Raw genomic sequence first — 15,558 nt, forward strand, 5'->3', positions numbered from 1 at the left:
ACCGAGGTGATCAGTGCGTGGCGGAGCGGGCCGCGCCCGTCTCCCTGACGCCCGTGAGACCCGACGGCCGGGAGACGACCTGCGGTTCGACGCCGTCGCGGACGGAGGGGATCGGCAGCAGTCGCCGCAGCTCGATGTTCTCGATCGGGTCGAGCACGGAGTGCTGCACGCAGGCCGGAACCAGGCGTCCGTCTTCCGGATGCGCCATCGCGTACATGCACGAGCCGAGGCGCTCCTGGGTCTCCTTGAGCAGTGGGTCGTCGGCGACGATGCCCTGTTCCATGAGTTTCCAGGCCGGATCGACCTGCTCGGCGTCCATGAAGTTGTGCACCACGAAGGTCTTGAACGAGACCTTGCCGCGACGTGCCTCGCGCAGCACCCGGCGCAGTCCGCCGGCTCGGCGGAGCACTCGTCGGGCGAGACCGATGAGCGGAGGGATGTCGCCCGGGTGACCGGCGATCGCGCGGACGACCTTCACCACGAGCACCGGCTTCGGGATGCCGCCGAAGATCATGCCGCCGAAGTGGTCGAGGAATCGGTCGCGCGCCGCGATGTCCTTGGGGTCGTCGGGATCGAGCAGCGCGGCGAACCCGCTGCCGACACGCACGCCGACCGTCGAGCGGTTGCACCGAGGGTCGCCGAACTGAGTGGCCTGCCAGGGCAGCTTGTGGCCGGCGCCCGCCTCGATCCGCTCCCACACGGCGTCGATCGTGACCTCGCCGAAGTCCTCGCGCCAGCGTCGGTCGTCGCCGATGAACGCGGCGGGCTGGAAGGACATCATGTCGAAGGGCATCTCGAGCACGTCTCGGGTGACCTGCTCGACCTCGTCGACATTCGACGGCGTCACGGTCATGTTGTGCGCGAGGTAGCTGTCGACACCGTGATCGCGCTTGAGGTCGATGAACATCTGCGCGAACTTCTCGCGGAACGGGTTCAGCTCGGCTTCGCTGTGCGGACGCACCGCGCCCTTGCGACCGCGCATGAGCGAGTCGAAGTGGGCGGCGAACGACACCTTGTCGAACCTCGGCTTGCGATCCTCGTCGAGCACCACGTCGAGCAGGTAGTCGTATTCGAAGTCGCCGTGGGTCATCGACATCGGCTCGCGCCCGACGGCGCGCATGGCGAGAAGCGCCTGTGCGTGATCTTCGGCCGAGAGCAGGCTCACCTCACCGCCGATCAACTGCGCGTGCGCTCGCGGCCCCCGAATCTGACGCAGGTACGACATCTGACGCTCGACGTTGTCGATCGTGTGGTCGCCGTCGATGCGCACCTTGTTGGCATCCGCCGAGTGGTAGCAGGGCGAACACGTGAGGTTGCACTTCGGGAAGACGCCATGCGTTCCCTCGCACCCGACCGCGCAGCGCCCGAGCAGCTGGTTCGGCGTCTTCGCATGCTCGGGCAGCTCCGACCAGCGGATGGCGAGCGCCTGACGTGTCTCCGGATGAATCGGTCGCGTCTCGAGCTCGATCCGCTTGATCGTCTGTGCGAGTCCCATGGCTTCCTCTCGACTCGGCGAGCGTCCGCACCGTCGACGGGCTCGATGTCCGAGAGTTGTTCGACGCCGACCGCATCCCGGATTGCTCCGATTGTCGCACCCCTCTGCCGCCACGGCACCAGGGACTTCGCCGAGCTCGCACCGGGTCGACGGGCGCGCCCTTCCGGTCGTGATCAGCTGACGCCAGCGTGCGTCGATGCGAGCGCAGTCCGACGGACGGATGCGTCTCCCTCATGCTCCGACCATCGCGCCAGTTCCTGTGCGCGAGGAGGCGCCGCCCCCGCCCGAGACACCGCGATCGCCGCGCTGGCGAGAGCAGTCCCGGTCGCCTGGTGCAGCAGCCTCAGGTCATCCGGATCGAGACGCACGACGTCGGCGGTCAGCTCGGGGATCAACCCCGCGGAGACGATCCCATAGATGAGACCGGACATGAACGCGTCACCGGCACCGATCGTGTCGGCGACTCTCACGGGCATCGCCCGCCTCGTCACCGTCTCTCCCGCACCGGCGATCGCGGCGACACAGCCCTCGCCGCCCCTCGTGACGACTGCCATCCTGGCTCCCAGGTCGAGCACGTGCGCGAGCACATCACCGACGGTGCGACCTGGGTAGAGCCAGTCGGCATCCTCATCACTGAGCTTCACGACGTGGGATGCGGCCATGATCGCCTCGACGCGCGCCACAGCTGCAGCTCGCGGTCCGAGAAGCGCCGGCCGGATGTTCGGGTCGTACGTGCGCAGAGCGCGGCTCGAGACCGTGCGGAGCATCGCGTGGACAGCGGTCGCCCCGGGTTCGAGCGACGCACCGATCGAGCCGACGTGGATGAGGTCTGCCTCCGCTGCCTCGGCGATCGCGGCCGACTCGGAGAGGGTCCATTCGATGTCGAAGTCGTAGACGGCCGCGCCGTCGGCGCCGACCACGGCGGTGGCCCGAGAGGTGCGTTCGCCGACCCTGAGGCTCGCCGCGGTCACAGCGACGCCCTCACGAACGAGGTGCTCGTCGAGCAGGCGGCCGAACTCGTCGTCCCCGATCCGGGTGAGCAGTCTCGTCGAGAGCCCGAGCCTGGCGAGCCCGACCGCGATGTTCATGGGCGAGCCGCCCGGATGCGGCACGCCGTCGACGACATCGACGAGGGCCTCACCGACGACGAGGCAGCGGGGATTCAGCATCCCCTCTCCGCGACATCCGCTCGCGCCCCCTGCAGAGATCCTCCGACGGCTGCCACGCTGTAGGTGCGCGGCGAGGCGACGGGGATCAACGCCGTGAGCACCCTCTCGCCGTTCTGTGCGAACAGCTCGACCGAAGACACCCGCTCATTCAGATCGTCGATCCAGAGGTCCCATCCGATCTCGCCCGGCCGGTCGAGACTCATCGAGGGCGACCCATGAAAACCTGACGGCATTCCCACGCCGGGACGCTCGAGCTCGATGCGTCCGCTCGCACGGTCCTGACGGATCACGACCCCGCCGTCATCCGATGCCGAGTCGATGTGGAGTTCGACGCTCTGGGCATCGCCGAACGTCGCCGTGAAGCCGAGACGCGCGGCACCGGCGACTCCTTCGGCGAGCGCGACGCCACCGGTCACACTGCCGAGGTCGATGCTCTCACCGAGCTCGAGTCCGACCGCCGGCTGCTGCCGCAGTCGCTCGACCCCCTCCGCATCGCGAACGAGCGAGAGCCGGCGAGGGAGAGTCATCGCGCTGCGGTGTTCGTCGGAGTCCTCGCCCGGGATGCGACCGGCATACTTCCAATTGTCCATCCAGGCGATGAGTGTCCGCTCGTTGCGCGAAAGGCCGTCGAACGTGACCCCGGCATAGCAGTCGGGTCCGAAGTCGATCCAGCCGTAGCGTTCCAACTCGTCGCGCGACTGACTCCCGTCTCTCAGCAGTGCACGCGTCGGAGTGGGGTGGGGAACGGAGGCGCGGAATGTCGTGCCGTCGAAGTCACCCACGACGTAGTGCGTCCCTGAACCACCCGCGATGCCTCCGGGGTTGAGGCTGATCAACAGCACCCAGCGCACGTCGTCGTCATCGCCATCGACCGCGAGCGGGAACATGTCGGGGCACTCCCAGACGCCGCCGACCGGGCCTGCCGGGCCGTAGGACGACAGGTAGGTCCAGGTCTTGAGGTCGTCGGATCGGTGGAACAGCACCTGGCGGTCCTCTGCCTCGACCGCGACCATCACCCAATACCCGTCTCCTCCGTCGTCGTACCGGAACACCTTCGGGTCACGGAAGTCGCTCGTGCCGCGGTCGAGCACGGGATTGCCGTCGTACTTCGTCCAGACGTACCCGCCGTCGGTGCTGTACGCGAGAGCCTGCGCCTGATGGCCCGGCGCCGCGGCGGTATAGAGCGCGACGAGCGCCGGATGCTCGTCGACGCCGAATCCCGAGGTGTTGCCGTGGTCGACGACGACAGAACCCGAATAGATCTGCGCATCGTCATCCCAGAGGATCGCCGGGGCATGCTCGGTCCATCGCAGCAGATCGGTGCTCGTCGCATGCCCCCAGCTGAGGTTGGCGTGCTCGACGCCCTCCGGGTTGTACTGGAAGTACAGGTGGTACAGACCGTCGTGGAAGACGAGACCGTTCGGATCGTTCATCCAGTTGTTGCGCGGAGCGAAGTGCATGCGCGGGCTCGTGGTGCGGACCGGGGGAAGGTCAGTGGGGGTCACCGGGGCAGTCGTCTTTCTACTTGATGGGGGCGTGCGTCACTTGCCGACGCCCGCTGTGAGTCCTTCGCGCAGGGGCTTCTGCCCGAAGAAGAAGACCAGGAGCGCGGGGATCATCGAGAGGATCACGCCGGCGAGCACCGTCGAGATGCTGCCGGTGCCGAGGTTGCCCTGCAGCGTCACGAGTCCCAATGGCAGGGTGAAGTTCTGATCGCTGATGGTCATGATGAGCGGTCGGAAGAACTCGTTCCAGTGGTAGTTGAAGGCGAGGATGCCGACGATCGCGAGCGCCGGCGTCGCCAGCGGCAGGTACACGCCGAAGAACGTGCGCCAGGGCCCTGCGCCGTCGAGCTGCGCCGCTTCGCCCAGTTCCGTCGGGATCCCCATGAAGTACTGCCGCATCAGGAACGTGCCGAAGGCGGTCGGCAGGGCGGGCACGATGAGCGCCAGGAGGGTGTCGGCGAGCCCCATGCCCCTCACGAGCATGAACACGGGCACGATCGTGACCTGCAGCGGCACCATCATGGTCGCGAGGATCAGAGCGAACAGGATCTTCTTGCTGCGGAACTCGAACTTGGCGAAGACGTAACCTGCCATCGCCGCCGAGAGCATCTGCCCCGCGGCGACGAGCACCACCACGAGCGCGCTGTTCCAGGCATAGAGCCAGAGCGGGATCTTGATGAAGACATCGGCGAACGCTCCGAAGCCGACGGTGACCTCTTGGGTGACGCTGTCGGTGGGCGAGAGTGCCGTGACGAGCGTCCAGACGACCGGCCCGAGAGTGAGGAAGGCGGCCAGCCCGAGGATGACGAATTTGCCGGTTGTGCCGAGGCTGTGGGCCCACGAGCGCTTCGTGATGATTGTCGTAGTCATGATGGCCTCACCCGTAGAAGACGAATCGGCGGCTCAGCCGGAACTGGATGGCCGTGACGAGCATGATGAGAAGCGTCAGCACGATTCCGATGGCGGAGGCGCCACCGAAGTCGAGCTCCCGGAAGGCGGACTCGTAGATCACCATCACGGCGGTTCGGGTCTCATCGCCGGGTCCGCCGCGGGTGAGCACCCACGGCTGATCGAAGATCTGCAATGCGTTGATGATGGCCATGACCGATGCGACCAGCAGGGTCGGGCTCACGAGGGGCAGGGTGATCATGCGGAACTGCGTCCACCCCGCCGCGCCGTCGAGCGAGGATGCCTCATAGACCTCGCTCGGGATCGCCGCGAGCCCGCCGATGAAGAGCAGGAACGTGAAGCCGAAGTTCTGCCACAGGTAGACGAGCAGCACCACGACCTTCGCGCCGAACCCGGTCGTCAGCCACCCGACATCGGCGATGCCGATCAGGTTGAGCGTCTGGTTCACGAGCCCGAATTCTTGGTTGAACAGATACGCCATGATCAGGGAGACGGATGCTGCCGACAGGATCAGCGGGAAGAACAGCGACGACCGGAAGAAGGTGCGCAGCCACGTCGGCATCTTCGATTGGACGAGGATCGCGAGCAGCAGCGCGACCGTGAGTTGCAGGATGACCGCCACGATCACGAAGCCGATGGTGTTCAGGAACGACACGCGCACCGTCGGGTTCATCGCGAGGTCGACGAAGTTGTCGACTCCGACGAACACCGGATCGGAGATGATGTCCCAGCGGAAGAAGGCCAGGACGAATGACCCGACGATCGGCACGAGGTTGAACAGCCCGAGGCCGATCACGGTGGGTGCCAGGAACACCCAGATGAGGGAACGGCCCGAGCGGGCAGGGGTGGCGGTCTGGCCGCGCGCTCCCGGCGGGACGGTCAGGGTTCGAGTGCTGCTCTCAGACATCATCGTCCTCCCAGCGCGATCTCGAGATCTCGCTGCATCGTCTCCAGGCCCCGGCGGACGCCGGACGGACCGTTCGTGATGGTCGACACCACATTCTTGAGCAGCGCCGACTCGACGGCGGCCTGCTGCGGAGGCGCCGGCATCGGGCCGGTGTCCGGGAACTTGTCGAGGGTGTCGTAGAAGACCTCCCAGTGGGCGGGACCCACCCCGGCTCCGTACAGCTCGGCGTTGAGCGAGCGACGAGGAAGCGACGAGTCGGGTCGCGGATGGGCGATCTTCATGCCCTCGACAGAGACGCAGTACTTGAGCCATTCCCAGGCCTCGTCCTTGCGCGGAGAGGTCTCCATGATCGCGTACCCGCCCGCGCCGAACTGATGCCGCTGCCCCGCCATCCGTGGAAAGTAGGTGACGTCATAGGCGTCATCGGCGACGCCGGCCTCTTCCAGACCGCGAACCCAGAATCCGCCCGCGGGAGTCATCCCGACCGCGCCGGTGGAGAACAGCGAGACCAGCTCGTTCCCGCCTCCCTGTGCAGGGTTCGCCGCAAGACCCTCCGAGACCATGCGCTCGAGCACCGAGAAGCTCTCGACGGCGTGCTCGTTCAGCGCATCAGCCTGCTTCCATACGTATCCTCCGCTGCGGGCAGGCTGGTCGGGATAGAAGCGATCCCAGAACCAGTCCCCTCCGCCTGCCTTCTCTTCGCGCAGGAAGCTCGTGTTGTTGACGTAGAGCCACGGCACGACACCACCCCAGAGCCGGTTGTTCCAGAAGTAGGGGAGGAACTGCTCGGGGGCGCTCTTCTTCATCGAGCGGGCCGTGTCGAGGAACTCCTCCAGAGTCCAGTTGTCGGCGGGGCGTTCGAGCCCTGCGCGCTCCATCGCCTGGGTGCTGTAGAAGACGTTGGCCGCGTTGAAGTTGTCGGGCATCTGGAAGAGGCTGCCCTGGTACATGAACGCCTCGATGAGCGTCGGATTCACGTCGTCGAAGTACTCCTGCATCTCCGCCGCGTCTCTGCGCACGAAATCGTCGAGCGGGTGCGCGAGGCGCGAGGCGAACAGCTGCGAGCCCTCGGTCGCGACCGTGACGACATCCGGCGGCGTACCTGCCGCGATCATCGTGAGGATCTTCGCGAAGTACTCGCTCCAGTCCTGACCCTGGATGGCGACGATGCGCACCTCGATGCCGGGGTGCTGACGCTGGAATCCGTCGACCAGCGCCTGGCGCGCCACCGCATCCTGCGCGGTGCCGAAGAGGGCGACCGTCAGAGTGTCCTTGCCGCGTCCCGGGATGTCGGATCCGGTCAGCCTCGGCCACGAGACGACGGTGCCGACGATGCCCAGTCCGATCGCGCCGAACAGAGCCCTGCGAGTGAGATCAACCACGATGTTCTCTCCTGAGTGAGTGACTCCGCAGGCGGGAAGCAGTATCCGCACGGAGGTGCTGAATTGATTCAGCACGCCGAGATTAGCATCGCGGATCGAGGGGTGCAAGCATTCTGCTAAATCAATTCAACACAGGTGGTTTCGGGGCATCTCATGCACTGCCTAAGCTGGAGATGTCACGACAGGAGGAAGCCGGTGCCGAAGAACGTCGATCGCAGGCCGACGCTCGCCGATGTCGCCGCGCTCTCGGGGATGTCGAAGACCGCTGTCAGCATGATCCTGAACGACCGGCCTGGTTCACGTCTCTCGGCCGATGCCGCACGCCGGGTCCGCGCCGCCGCCGAGGAGCTCGGCTACCGCCCGAACCCCGCTGCACAGAGCCTGCGGCTCGGCAAGACGAAGACCCTCGGGTTCATCTCCGACCAGATCACGGTGACCCGCTACGCATCCGAGATGATCCGCGGCCTTCTCTCCGCGGCGAAGGAGCACGGCCACACCGTCCTCATCGCCGAGACGGAGGGTGACGACGCGACCATCTCGGACGAGATCCAGGCGATGATCGACCGCCGGGTCGACGGCATCCTGATCGGACTCCTCGGCGCCCGCATGATCGAGGTACCTGAGACACCCGCCGACGTTCCCGTCGTGATCGTCAACGGCACGTCGACGACGGGGCACCCCTCGGTGCTCCCCGACGAACGCACCGCTGGCCATGCGATGGCACGTCTGCTCACCGAGGCCGGCCATCGCCACATCGGAGTGATCGGCAACAACCCCCGTGCGGTCTCGTCTCCCGTGTACTCGGTGACCATCGGCTCGCGATTCGACGGCATCCGCGCCGCGTTCGCCGAGGCGGGGGTCGATCCGCTCATCATCGACGTCCCCGAGTGGAACCCCGACATCGGATACACACGGACGCTGCAGATGCTCGACGCGCACCCCGACCTCACAGCGATCCTGGCCGGCAACGACGGCGTGGCATTCGGCACGTACCAGGCGATCGCGGAGCGCGGGCTGCGGGTTCCCGACGATATCTCGGTCGCATCGTTCGACGATGAGGAGCTGGCGAGCTTCCAGCGACCGGGCCTGACGACTGCACGGCTCCCCTACGACGTCATGGGTCGCACGGCCGTCGAGATGCTGCTCGGCGAGCGCCCGCTCGGCGCGGTGCTGATCCCGATGCCGGTCATCGAGCGGGCCTCGATCCGCTCTGTGGGCTGACAGAGAAATTCCATTCACGTGCATCCATCCCCCTCCGACAGGCGTAGGCTGGAGAGAGGGACGGACCGTCCGAGAAGATCTCCCGGCACCGCGATCGTCCGGAAGAGGAGTCACTCGTGGCTCAGTACGACGTCTCGAACCGCTCGGCGATCGTGACGGGAGCAGGCAGCGGAATCGGACGCTCGACCGCGCTGCTGCTCGCCCAGAACGGCGCATCCGTGGTCGTCAATGACCTGAACGCGGAGCACGCGAACGCGGTCGTCGAGGAGATCCGCGCCGCCGGCGGCACCGCCGAGGCATCCGTCGGAGATGCGACCGACACCGACTGGATCGCCAGCTCGGTCGAGCTCGCGAACACGCTCGCCCCGCTGCGCATCGGCGTCAACAACGCCGGCATCGGCGGAGCATCCGCCCCCACCGCCGAGTACGACGACGAGGCCTGGGACAAGGTCATCTCGATCAACCTCAACGCCGTGTTCCGCAACATGAAGGCGCAGATCCCCTCGATCCTCGCGAACGGCGGCGGCTCGGTCGTCAACATCGCGTCGATCCTCGGCAGCGTCGGCTTCGCCGGCTCCCCCGCCTACGTCGCCGCCAAGCATGCGGTCGTCGGCATGACCAAGTCGGCCGCCCTCGAGTACTCCGCTCAGGGCGTGCGCGTGAACTCGGTCGGCCCCGGATTCATCGACACCCCGCTGCTGGCCACCATGGGTGACGAGGCCAAGGACTTCCTGATCAGCAAGCACCCGATCGGACGCCTCGGCCAGGCCGACGAGGTCGCGAACCTCATCGCCTTCCTCGCCAGCGACGCCGCGAGCTTCATCACCGGCAGCTACCACCTCGTCGACGGCGGCTACACCGCCCTCTGAGGTCCGGTCGCTGCGCACGGCCGACCGCGCAGCGCTGTCAGCTGGCAGCACATCCGAAGGACGAAAGCACGGATGCAGGGCGAGACCGACGATCTCGTCCTGCATCCGTGCTTCGGTCCTGCATACGGCACCGACCTACCCGTCGGCACCGGCTTTCACTCCTGCATCCGGCACCGACCTAACCGTCGGCACCGTGCTTCGGTCCTGCATCCGGCACCGACCTACCCGTCGGCACCGGAACAGGCCCCGTGGCCACGCCCGTCAGGCGAGGCGGTCCATCCGCAGCGTGGCGGTCGCGCTGTGCGCCGCCATCCCCTCGGAGTCGGAGATCACCTGCACCGCGTTCGCGAGCTCGGGCGTGGCCTCACGGCTGATGCGCTGGTAGGTGAGCGGCTTGAGGAAGCGCGACACCGAGAGCCCGGCACTGTGCTTGGCGCCGCCGGCCGTCGGCAGCACGTGATTGGTGCCCGCCAAGCCCTTGTCGGAGTAGGCGACGGTGCTCCACGGCCCGAGGAATATCGAGCCGTAGTTGCGCAGATTCTCGTGGTACCAGTCGTCGTCGGCCGTGAGCAGTTCGAGGTGCTCGGGGGCGAGGTCGTCCATGAGCGCCGCAGCGGTCTCGCGGTCCTTCGCGACCGTCACCACGCCGTAGTCGCGCCACGCGGCACCCGCGATATCGACGGTCGCCAGCGTCTCGAGCTGCCGTTCGATCTCGGCGATCACGGCGTGGCCGTGCTCTTCGGATGTCGTGATGAGCGCCGCAGGGGAGTTCGGCCCGTGCTCCGCCTGCCCCAGCAGATCGGCGGCGACGAGCACGGGGTCGGCCGTCTCGTCCGAGATGACGGCCACTTCGCTAGGACCGGCGAGCAGGTCGATTGCGACCGTGCCGAACAGCTGACGCTTGGCCTCGGCCACGAACGCGTTGCCCGCGCCCACGAGCATGTCGACGGGCAGGTCGCCGAGCAGCCCGTAGGCCATGGCGGCGAGCGCCTGCACTCCACCGATCACGAACACGCGGTCGACACCCGACAGGTGCGCCGCATAGACGACGGCGTCGTTCGCTCCACCGTCGGGCTGCGGAGGCGTGCAGGCGATCACGGTCGGCACTCCGGCGGCCTTCGCCACGCCGACAGTCATGAACGCGCTGGCCGTGAGCGGGAACCGGCCGGCGGGCAGGTAGGCACCGACGCGCGAGACGGGGATGTACTTCGCTCCGGTCACGATCCCGGGCACGAACTCGGTCTCGAAGTCCGTCAGGTGCTCGCGCGAGGCGCGGGCGAACGCCTGCGTGCGCTCGGCACCCAGCTCGATCGCGGCGCGCAGGTCGGGGTCGAGGCGATCACCACTGGTCGCGATCTGCTCGGCGGTGAGCTCGATGTCGGTGCCCTGGTAGTTGTCGAGCTTTCGCGCATAGTCGAGCACAGCATCGAGGCCCCGCTCGCGGATGTCGGCGAGCATGTTCGTCACGGTCTCGATGACGGCCGGATCCCGCTGCGCGGCGGGCGCATCGATGAGCGGGGTCTTGAGGTGGTGGAAGTCGCCGTCGAAGCGGGCGAGCACTGCTGTGGAGTAACGCATGCAGGAAGGCTAGATCCGACTGATCCACGAGACAACCCTGATGATCCTGCGCTAGCCATCGGGTTTACCATTGGGTGTGACCATCACCCAGCTCACGGCCTTTCTCGCCGCTCTCGACGACGGCTCTTTCACGGCGGCCGCGAAGACCCTCGGCATGACGCAGGCATCCGTCTCCGAGCTGGTCGCCCGGCTCGAGCGCGAACTCGGCGTCGCACTGTTCGCCCGCGGGAGCAGACGTCTCGTGCCGACGTCCGCAGCGCTCGAACTGCGACCGCACGCTGCGCAGGCGGTGAGCGCGGTGCAGAACGGCATCGACACGATCCAGGCCCTGGCCTCACTCGATCGCGGCACCTGCACCTTCGGCGTGCTGCGCAATGCGGCGTACTACGCGCTCGCGGATCTCGCCGAGACCTTCCACCACCGGCATCCGAACGTGCGCCTGCGGCTGGTCGGCATCAACTCCGCACATGTGGCTCGTTCGATCGCCGCCGGTGAACTCGAGGCCGGCCTGCTCGTGCTGCCGGTCGATGAATACGGCCTCGAGGTGCGTCCGCTGTTCCGCGACGAGGTGCTCTATGCCTCAGCCACGCGGTCGCCCGAGGCGGGCCCCGTCACGACAGAGGAGTTCGCCGACGCCAAGCTCGTGCTCTACGACGCGTTCGCCGGGTGGGATGACCCGACCAGACGCCAGCTCCTCGAACGCGCGAGACTCCGGGGTCTGACGATCGAACCGGCGGTCGAGGTCGAGCATGTCGAGACGGCGCTCAGTCTGGTCGCGGCGGGCACCGCCGACACGATCGTGTCGCGCTCGATCGCCGAATCCGAGGCCTTCCCCTCGGGCATCCGCACCTTCCCGTTCGCCGAGCCGATGCACGACACCATCGCACTCGTGCAGCGCGAGGGCGTGCTGCTGTCACCCGCGACGCAGAAGCTCGCCGAGTTGGCAGAGCGGATGCTGCGCGAACGCCTGCCCGAGCACGAGGGGCGCACAGCCCTGAGCTGAGGCCGACTCCGGGTGGGCGGTCGGCGCCCTCTCCCCAGCCCACCGCGCGCCGTTTGCCCACCGCGCGCCGTTTGCAGGACGAGAGCACGGATGCAGGACCAGATCGGCGATCCCGCCCTGCATCCGTGCTCAGGTCCTGCATCCGGCACGGGTCGGGACACGACCAGCACGGGGCCAGGTCCTGCATCCGGCACGGGGCCAGGTCCTGCATCCGGCACGGATCGGGACACGACCAGCACGGGGCCAGGTCCTGCATCCGGCACGGGTCAGGACACGACCGGCGCGGGGTCAGGTCCGGCACCCGGCACGGGGCCGGACTTCACATACCCACTCAGTACAGGTCGGCCCGGCGGTCGGCGAACAGGTCGTTGTGCGGCGGCAGCGCCTTGCTGCGGACGGCGTCGAGCGACAGCACGGCGGTCGCCACCATCACGGCGCGGAAGGCGACGATCCAGCCTTGCTCGTCGATGATCGCCGTGCCGTCGGTCCAGTCGACCCCGCGCTCGGATCCCCACCGGTCGGCGATCACGACCGGCAGTCTCGACGACCGGGCCGATGCCATCGCCTGGATCAGCTCGGGGGCGTGCTCGCCCTCGGGGCGAGGCACGAGCGGCCAGTTGACCGGAAGTGCGAGCACGTCGGCTCCGGCGAGCGCGAGGCGGCGAGGCACTTCGGGGAACTCGTTGTCGTAGCAGAGCGCCACACCCAGACGCCCGAACGGCGCATCGACCACGACCCCGGCTTCCGCGCCGCTGTCGAAGATCAGCTTCTCAGCGCCCCACAGGTGCGACTTGCGGTAGTCCGCCAGGCGCCCGTTGCGGGTGAGCACTGCGGCGGTGTTGAACAGCCGGTCACCGTCGCTCTCGGCGTATCCCACCACGACGACAGCATCTTCGGGAATCACCTGCTGCAGCGATGTCCATCGAGGGTCGTCGGCGGCCAGCGCCGCACCCCGCGCTTCGTCCTGATCCGTGAACACATACCCACTGGTGGCGAGCTCGGGCAACACGATCAGCTGCGCCTCCCGCCGGGCGGCCGCCGCGATCGCCGAGCGGATGCGGTCGAGGTTGCCCTCCAGGTCGCCGATCACGATCTCGGGTGAGATCGCGGCGACGCGCAGCGCTCCGGCATCCACTGCTCCGGCATCCACTACAGCAAGGCCCGAAGCGGAGACGCCCGCCGCAGCGACGCCCGAAGCGGAGACGCCGGGGCGCGAGGAGCCGGAAGCCCCTCGCGCTCCTGCATTCTCAGTCATCTTCGGTGGCGGTGACCATCACTCCGAGCGGGGCCAGGTAGCCGTTGGGGTCGATGGTCCAGTCGGCGGCAGCTGCGGCCTCGACGACCTCGGGAGCCCACTCGAGGTAGACGCGGTCGTCGCCGCCGTTGATCACGAGCACGGTTCCGGTGCCGGTCTCATCGCCCTCGACGCAGACATAGGAGCGCCAGCTGCCCTCGGGCACCGAGAACGTGTCACCGGCGCCGAGCGTGACCGCGGTCGACGGATCGCCGTTGAGCGTGACCTCCCAGCGTCCGGTCTTGAACAGCAGCGCCTGCGTCTTGTCGTGGCGGTGGCGCAGAACGCCCTGCCCTGCCTCGGCACGAACCCACGCGAGGTTGAACGAGTGGGGCTCGGTCACGTTCGGTACCTGACGGCGGTTCTCGCTCATGCCGTAGCCGATGGCAGTGGCGAGCTCGGCCCGACCGCCGTCGACCGCCGCGCACAGCAGCGCGGCCGACGAGTACTTCCGGTCACCCGGCTGGATCACACGCGAGCGCATGTCCTCGACCGTGTAGGTCGTGAGCTCGTCGATGTAGTGCTGCTTCATCGGCGCGATCAGCGGCACGTCGTCGGGCAGCACATCGCCCGCGACCGTGTCGATGAGCTTGTTGTCGGCCGTGAGGTGCAGCCCGTACGACTCGGCCTCGCGCAGCACCGACGGGCCCCAGATGATGCCGCCGTTGTCGTCGCGGCCGAGCACCGTGTAGAGGATGCCGTCATCCGGCCCCTCGTTCGTGAACCCGCGGAAGATCCAGGTGGGGATCGTGACGATGTCGCCGTCGTGGCTTATGTACTCGCCCTGCTTGCCGTCGACGCCCCAACGGAGTCGGAACTCTCCGCCGAGGTTGATGAAGACCTCTGCCGTGAAGTGCAGGTGCAGGTTGTTCGAGATGCCGTTCGGCATGCCGGCGGCTCCGGTGTTGAAGCCGTGGTTCACCTCGAGGTTCACGTACTGGCTCGCGTTCTGCGAGACGCCGGCACCGATGAAGGAGTAGTTCTCCTTGCGATCCGACCCCGGGGTCCGGCAGTCGATGAAGGCCGAGTTGCACGGCACCCAGTCGGTGCGACGGATGGTGCGGCGTTCGATCTCGTCCGCGGGGACGATGACGTCGATCTGGTCGACGATGGCGTTGCTCATTTCTTCTTCTCCCTGTCGATCAGTCGCTGATCAGTAGATGTTGCTGAAGGCGGCGGGCTCGTCGCCGCGAGCGCCGGCGATCTGAGCGCGCAGCGCGATGTCGTCCCAGAGGCGCACCTCTTTGACGAGGGCTCCCTGGTGGAACGTGAACTGCGAGATGCCGATCAGGTCGATCGGCTTGCCGGTGAGGCTGCCGTAGTTGGGGACCCCGTTGTAGTCACCGACGAACTTCCACGTGACAGCGACCCGCAGGCCCGCATACCGCACGTCGTAGTTGGTCTGGATGTCACGGATCTCGAACTGCCCCGCAGGGAACGACTCGAGGAATCGCAGCAGCGCTCGGCGGTAGCCCTCGGGGCGGATGACGACGCGGTTGCCCACCGTCAGCAGCACGAGGTCGCGGTGGAAGAACTTCTCGACCTTCTGCAGGTCGCGCTCGTTCCACACCGTCTGGATCATGTCGATCACGGTCTCGACCTCGGAGCGGTAGTCATCGGGCCGCACGCCCGAGTCGCCCTTCGCGATCGGATCGGCGGGTGCCGACTCGAGCCACGAGCCCGAGTAGCCACGGAAGGCCTGCGCACGGGCCAGCTCATCGAGGTCGTCGCCGCGCTCGAGAGCGCCGGCGAGCGAGTCGCGCACCACCCACTCCTCGACCATGCGGCCCTTGCGGTAGAGGCAGTTGGCGATGGTGCGGCTGTGGGAGGACGTCTGCAGATGCCCCGAGAGCACGAGGTGCGAGCTGAGGAACGCGTCGTCGCCGCGCGCCTCCCAGATCACGTCCTCCGCCTGGCCGGTGCGGTCGGGGGTCGCCGAGATGCGCATGAGCGTCCCCTCGATGACCTCCTGCCGCGTGGTCGAGGTGCCGTAGGCGCCGTGCACGATCGAGTCTGGTTCGTAGTTTTCGCGGATGAAGCTGATCGACCGATCGACCCAGATCAGATCGGTGACCTCACGGATGAAGTCGTCGGGGTCTTGGTACGGCAGGTAAGCAACCGGGTCGAGAGACACGCTTTTCACTCCTTCAGGATGCGAAGCTGCGGTTCATCGGTGATCGCTGGCTCCGTCTTCGTCAGTGTATGCGTATGCACAAACCAGCGCAA

At 67.3% G+C, this 15,558-nt stretch carries 13 protein-coding genes; 3 read left to right on the plus strand and 10 right to left on the minus strand.

Going from position 1 to position 15,558, the window contains the following annotated elements:
- Nucleotides 1-10: 10 nt before the first annotated feature.
- The 6 genes from ASF63_RS05955 to ASF63_RS05980 form a co-directional block, all read right to left on the minus strand.
- Entirely contained in the window at nucleotides 11-1,495 is a 1,485-nt protein-coding gene (locus tag ASF63_RS05955) for a hypothetical protein (protein WP_200933975.1), read from the minus strand.
- Between the two features lie 173 nt (nucleotides 1,496-1,668).
- Nucleotides 1,669-2,664 (minus strand): PfkB family carbohydrate kinase, encoded by a 996-nt coding sequence (locus ASF63_RS05960; protein WP_056510747.1) that lies wholly within the window; start codon nucleotides 2,662-2,664, stop codon nucleotides 1,669-1,671.
- The gene (locus ASF63_RS05965; RefSeq protein ID WP_235560710.1) at nucleotides 2,658-4,169 is read right to left on the minus strand and encodes a glycoside hydrolase family 32 protein; all 1,512 of its coding nucleotides are present in this window, start codon (nucleotides 4,167-4,169) and stop codon (nucleotides 2,658-2,660) included. Before ASF63_RS05965 ends, ASF63_RS05960 begins: the two co-directional genes overlap by 7 nt.
- 36 nt (nucleotides 4,170-4,205) lie before the next feature.
- On the minus strand, nucleotides 4,206-5,039 hold the full coding sequence (locus ASF63_RS05970; protein WP_056510752.1) for a carbohydrate ABC transporter permease: 834 nt from the start codon (nucleotides 5,037-5,039) through the stop codon (nucleotides 4,206-4,208).
- Between the two features lie 7 nt (nucleotides 5,040-5,046).
- A complete protein-coding gene (locus ASF63_RS05975) occupies nucleotides 5,047-5,988 on the minus strand; it encodes a carbohydrate ABC transporter permease (RefSeq protein ID WP_200933976.1) in 942 nt (313 codons plus the stop codon).
- Nucleotides 5,985-7,367, minus strand: coding sequence for an ABC transporter substrate-binding protein (locus ASF63_RS05980; RefSeq protein ID WP_056510754.1), 1,383 nt, complete (start codon nucleotides 7,365-7,367; stop codon nucleotides 5,985-5,987). Before ASF63_RS05980 ends, ASF63_RS05975 begins: the two co-directional genes overlap by 4 nt.
- Nucleotides 7,368-7,562: 195 nt before the next feature.
- Between ASF63_RS05980 and ASF63_RS05985 the strand changes: the two genes are divergently transcribed.
- The gene (locus ASF63_RS05985; RefSeq protein ID WP_056510757.1) at nucleotides 7,563-8,588 is read left to right on the plus strand and encodes a LacI family DNA-binding transcriptional regulator; all 1,026 of its coding nucleotides are present in this window, start codon (nucleotides 7,563-7,565) and stop codon (nucleotides 8,586-8,588) included.
- A gap of 116 nt (nucleotides 8,589-8,704) precedes the next feature.
- Nucleotides 8,705-9,457, plus strand: coding sequence for an SDR family NAD(P)-dependent oxidoreductase (locus tag ASF63_RS05990; RefSeq protein ID WP_056510759.1), 753 nt, complete (start codon nucleotides 8,705-8,707; stop codon nucleotides 9,455-9,457).
- Nucleotides 9,458-9,718: 261 nt separating this feature from the next.
- On the opposite strand, the gene hisD is transcribed toward ASF63_RS05990, so the two are convergent.
- Nucleotides 9,719-11,035 (minus strand): histidinol dehydrogenase, encoded by a 1,317-nt coding sequence (gene hisD / locus ASF63_RS05995; protein ID WP_056510762.1) that lies wholly within the window; start codon nucleotides 11,033-11,035, stop codon nucleotides 9,719-9,721.
- A gap of 76 nt (nucleotides 11,036-11,111) precedes the next feature.
- Here hisD and ASF63_RS06000 point away from each other — a divergent pair, with 76 nt between their 5' ends.
- Nucleotides 11,112-12,038, plus strand: a complete 927-nt coding sequence (locus ASF63_RS06000) for a LysR family transcriptional regulator (RefSeq protein WP_056510765.1) — start codon at nucleotides 11,112-11,114, stop codon at nucleotides 12,036-12,038.
- Between the two features lie 331 nt (nucleotides 12,039-12,369).
- Here the strand turns inward: ASF63_RS06000 and ASF63_RS06005 are convergent, their stop codons facing one another.
- Genes ASF63_RS06005 through ASF63_RS06015 form a run of 3 tightly spaced genes read right to left on the minus strand, consistent with a single transcriptional unit; the run spans nucleotide 12,370 to nucleotide 15,466 of the window.
- Entirely contained in the window at nucleotides 12,370-13,293 is a 924-nt protein-coding gene (locus ASF63_RS06005) for a nitrilase-related carbon-nitrogen hydrolase (RefSeq protein ID WP_082477868.1), read from the minus strand.
- Entirely contained in the window at nucleotides 13,286-14,455 is a 1,170-nt protein-coding gene (locus ASF63_RS06010) for a cupin domain-containing protein (RefSeq protein ID WP_056510768.1), read from the minus strand. The genes ASF63_RS06005 and ASF63_RS06010 overlap by 8 nt, the downstream gene beginning before the upstream one ends.
- A 30-nt stretch (nucleotides 14,456-14,485) precedes the next feature.
- Complete coding sequence (locus tag ASF63_RS06015) at nucleotides 14,486-15,466, minus strand: ester cyclase (RefSeq protein ID WP_056510771.1); 981 nt, start codon at nucleotides 15,464-15,466, stop codon at nucleotides 14,486-14,488.
- Nucleotides 15,467-15,558: the final 92 nt, after the last annotated feature.

Source organism: Microbacterium sp. Leaf320 (genome assembly GCF_001423485.1).
In the GTDB taxonomy this organism is placed as follows: Bacteria; Actinomycetota; Actinomycetes; order Actinomycetales; family Microbacteriaceae; genus Microbacterium.

Excerpts from the sequence above, each read along its gene's own strand:
- ASF63_RS05955 (WP_200933975.1), bottom strand. The coding sequence starts at position 1,495 with ATGGGACTCGCACAGACGATCAAGCGGATCGAGCTCGAGACGCGACCG.
- ASF63_RS05960 (WP_056510747.1), bottom strand. The coding sequence starts at position 2,664 with ATGCTGAATCCCCGCTGCCTCGTCGTCGGTGAGGCCCTCGTCGATGTC.
- ASF63_RS05970 (WP_056510752.1), bottom strand. The coding sequence starts at position 5,039 with ATGACTACGACAATCATCACGAAGCGCTCGTGGGCCCACAGCCTCGGC.
- ASF63_RS05975 (WP_200933976.1), bottom strand. The coding sequence starts at position 5,988 with ATGATGTCTGAGAGCAGCACTCGAACCCTGACCGTCCCGCCGGGAGCG.
- hisD (WP_056510762.1), bottom strand. The coding sequence starts at position 11,035 with ATGCGTTACTCCACAGCAGTGCTCGCCCGCTTCGACGGCGACTTCCAC.
- ASF63_RS06005 (WP_082477868.1), bottom strand. The coding sequence starts at position 13,293 with ATGACTGAGAATGCAGGAGCGCGAGGGGCTTCCGGCTCCTCGCGCCCC.
- ASF63_RS06010 (WP_056510768.1), bottom strand. The coding sequence starts at position 14,455 with ATGAGCAACGCCATCGTCGACCAGATCGACGTCATCGTCCCCGCGGAC.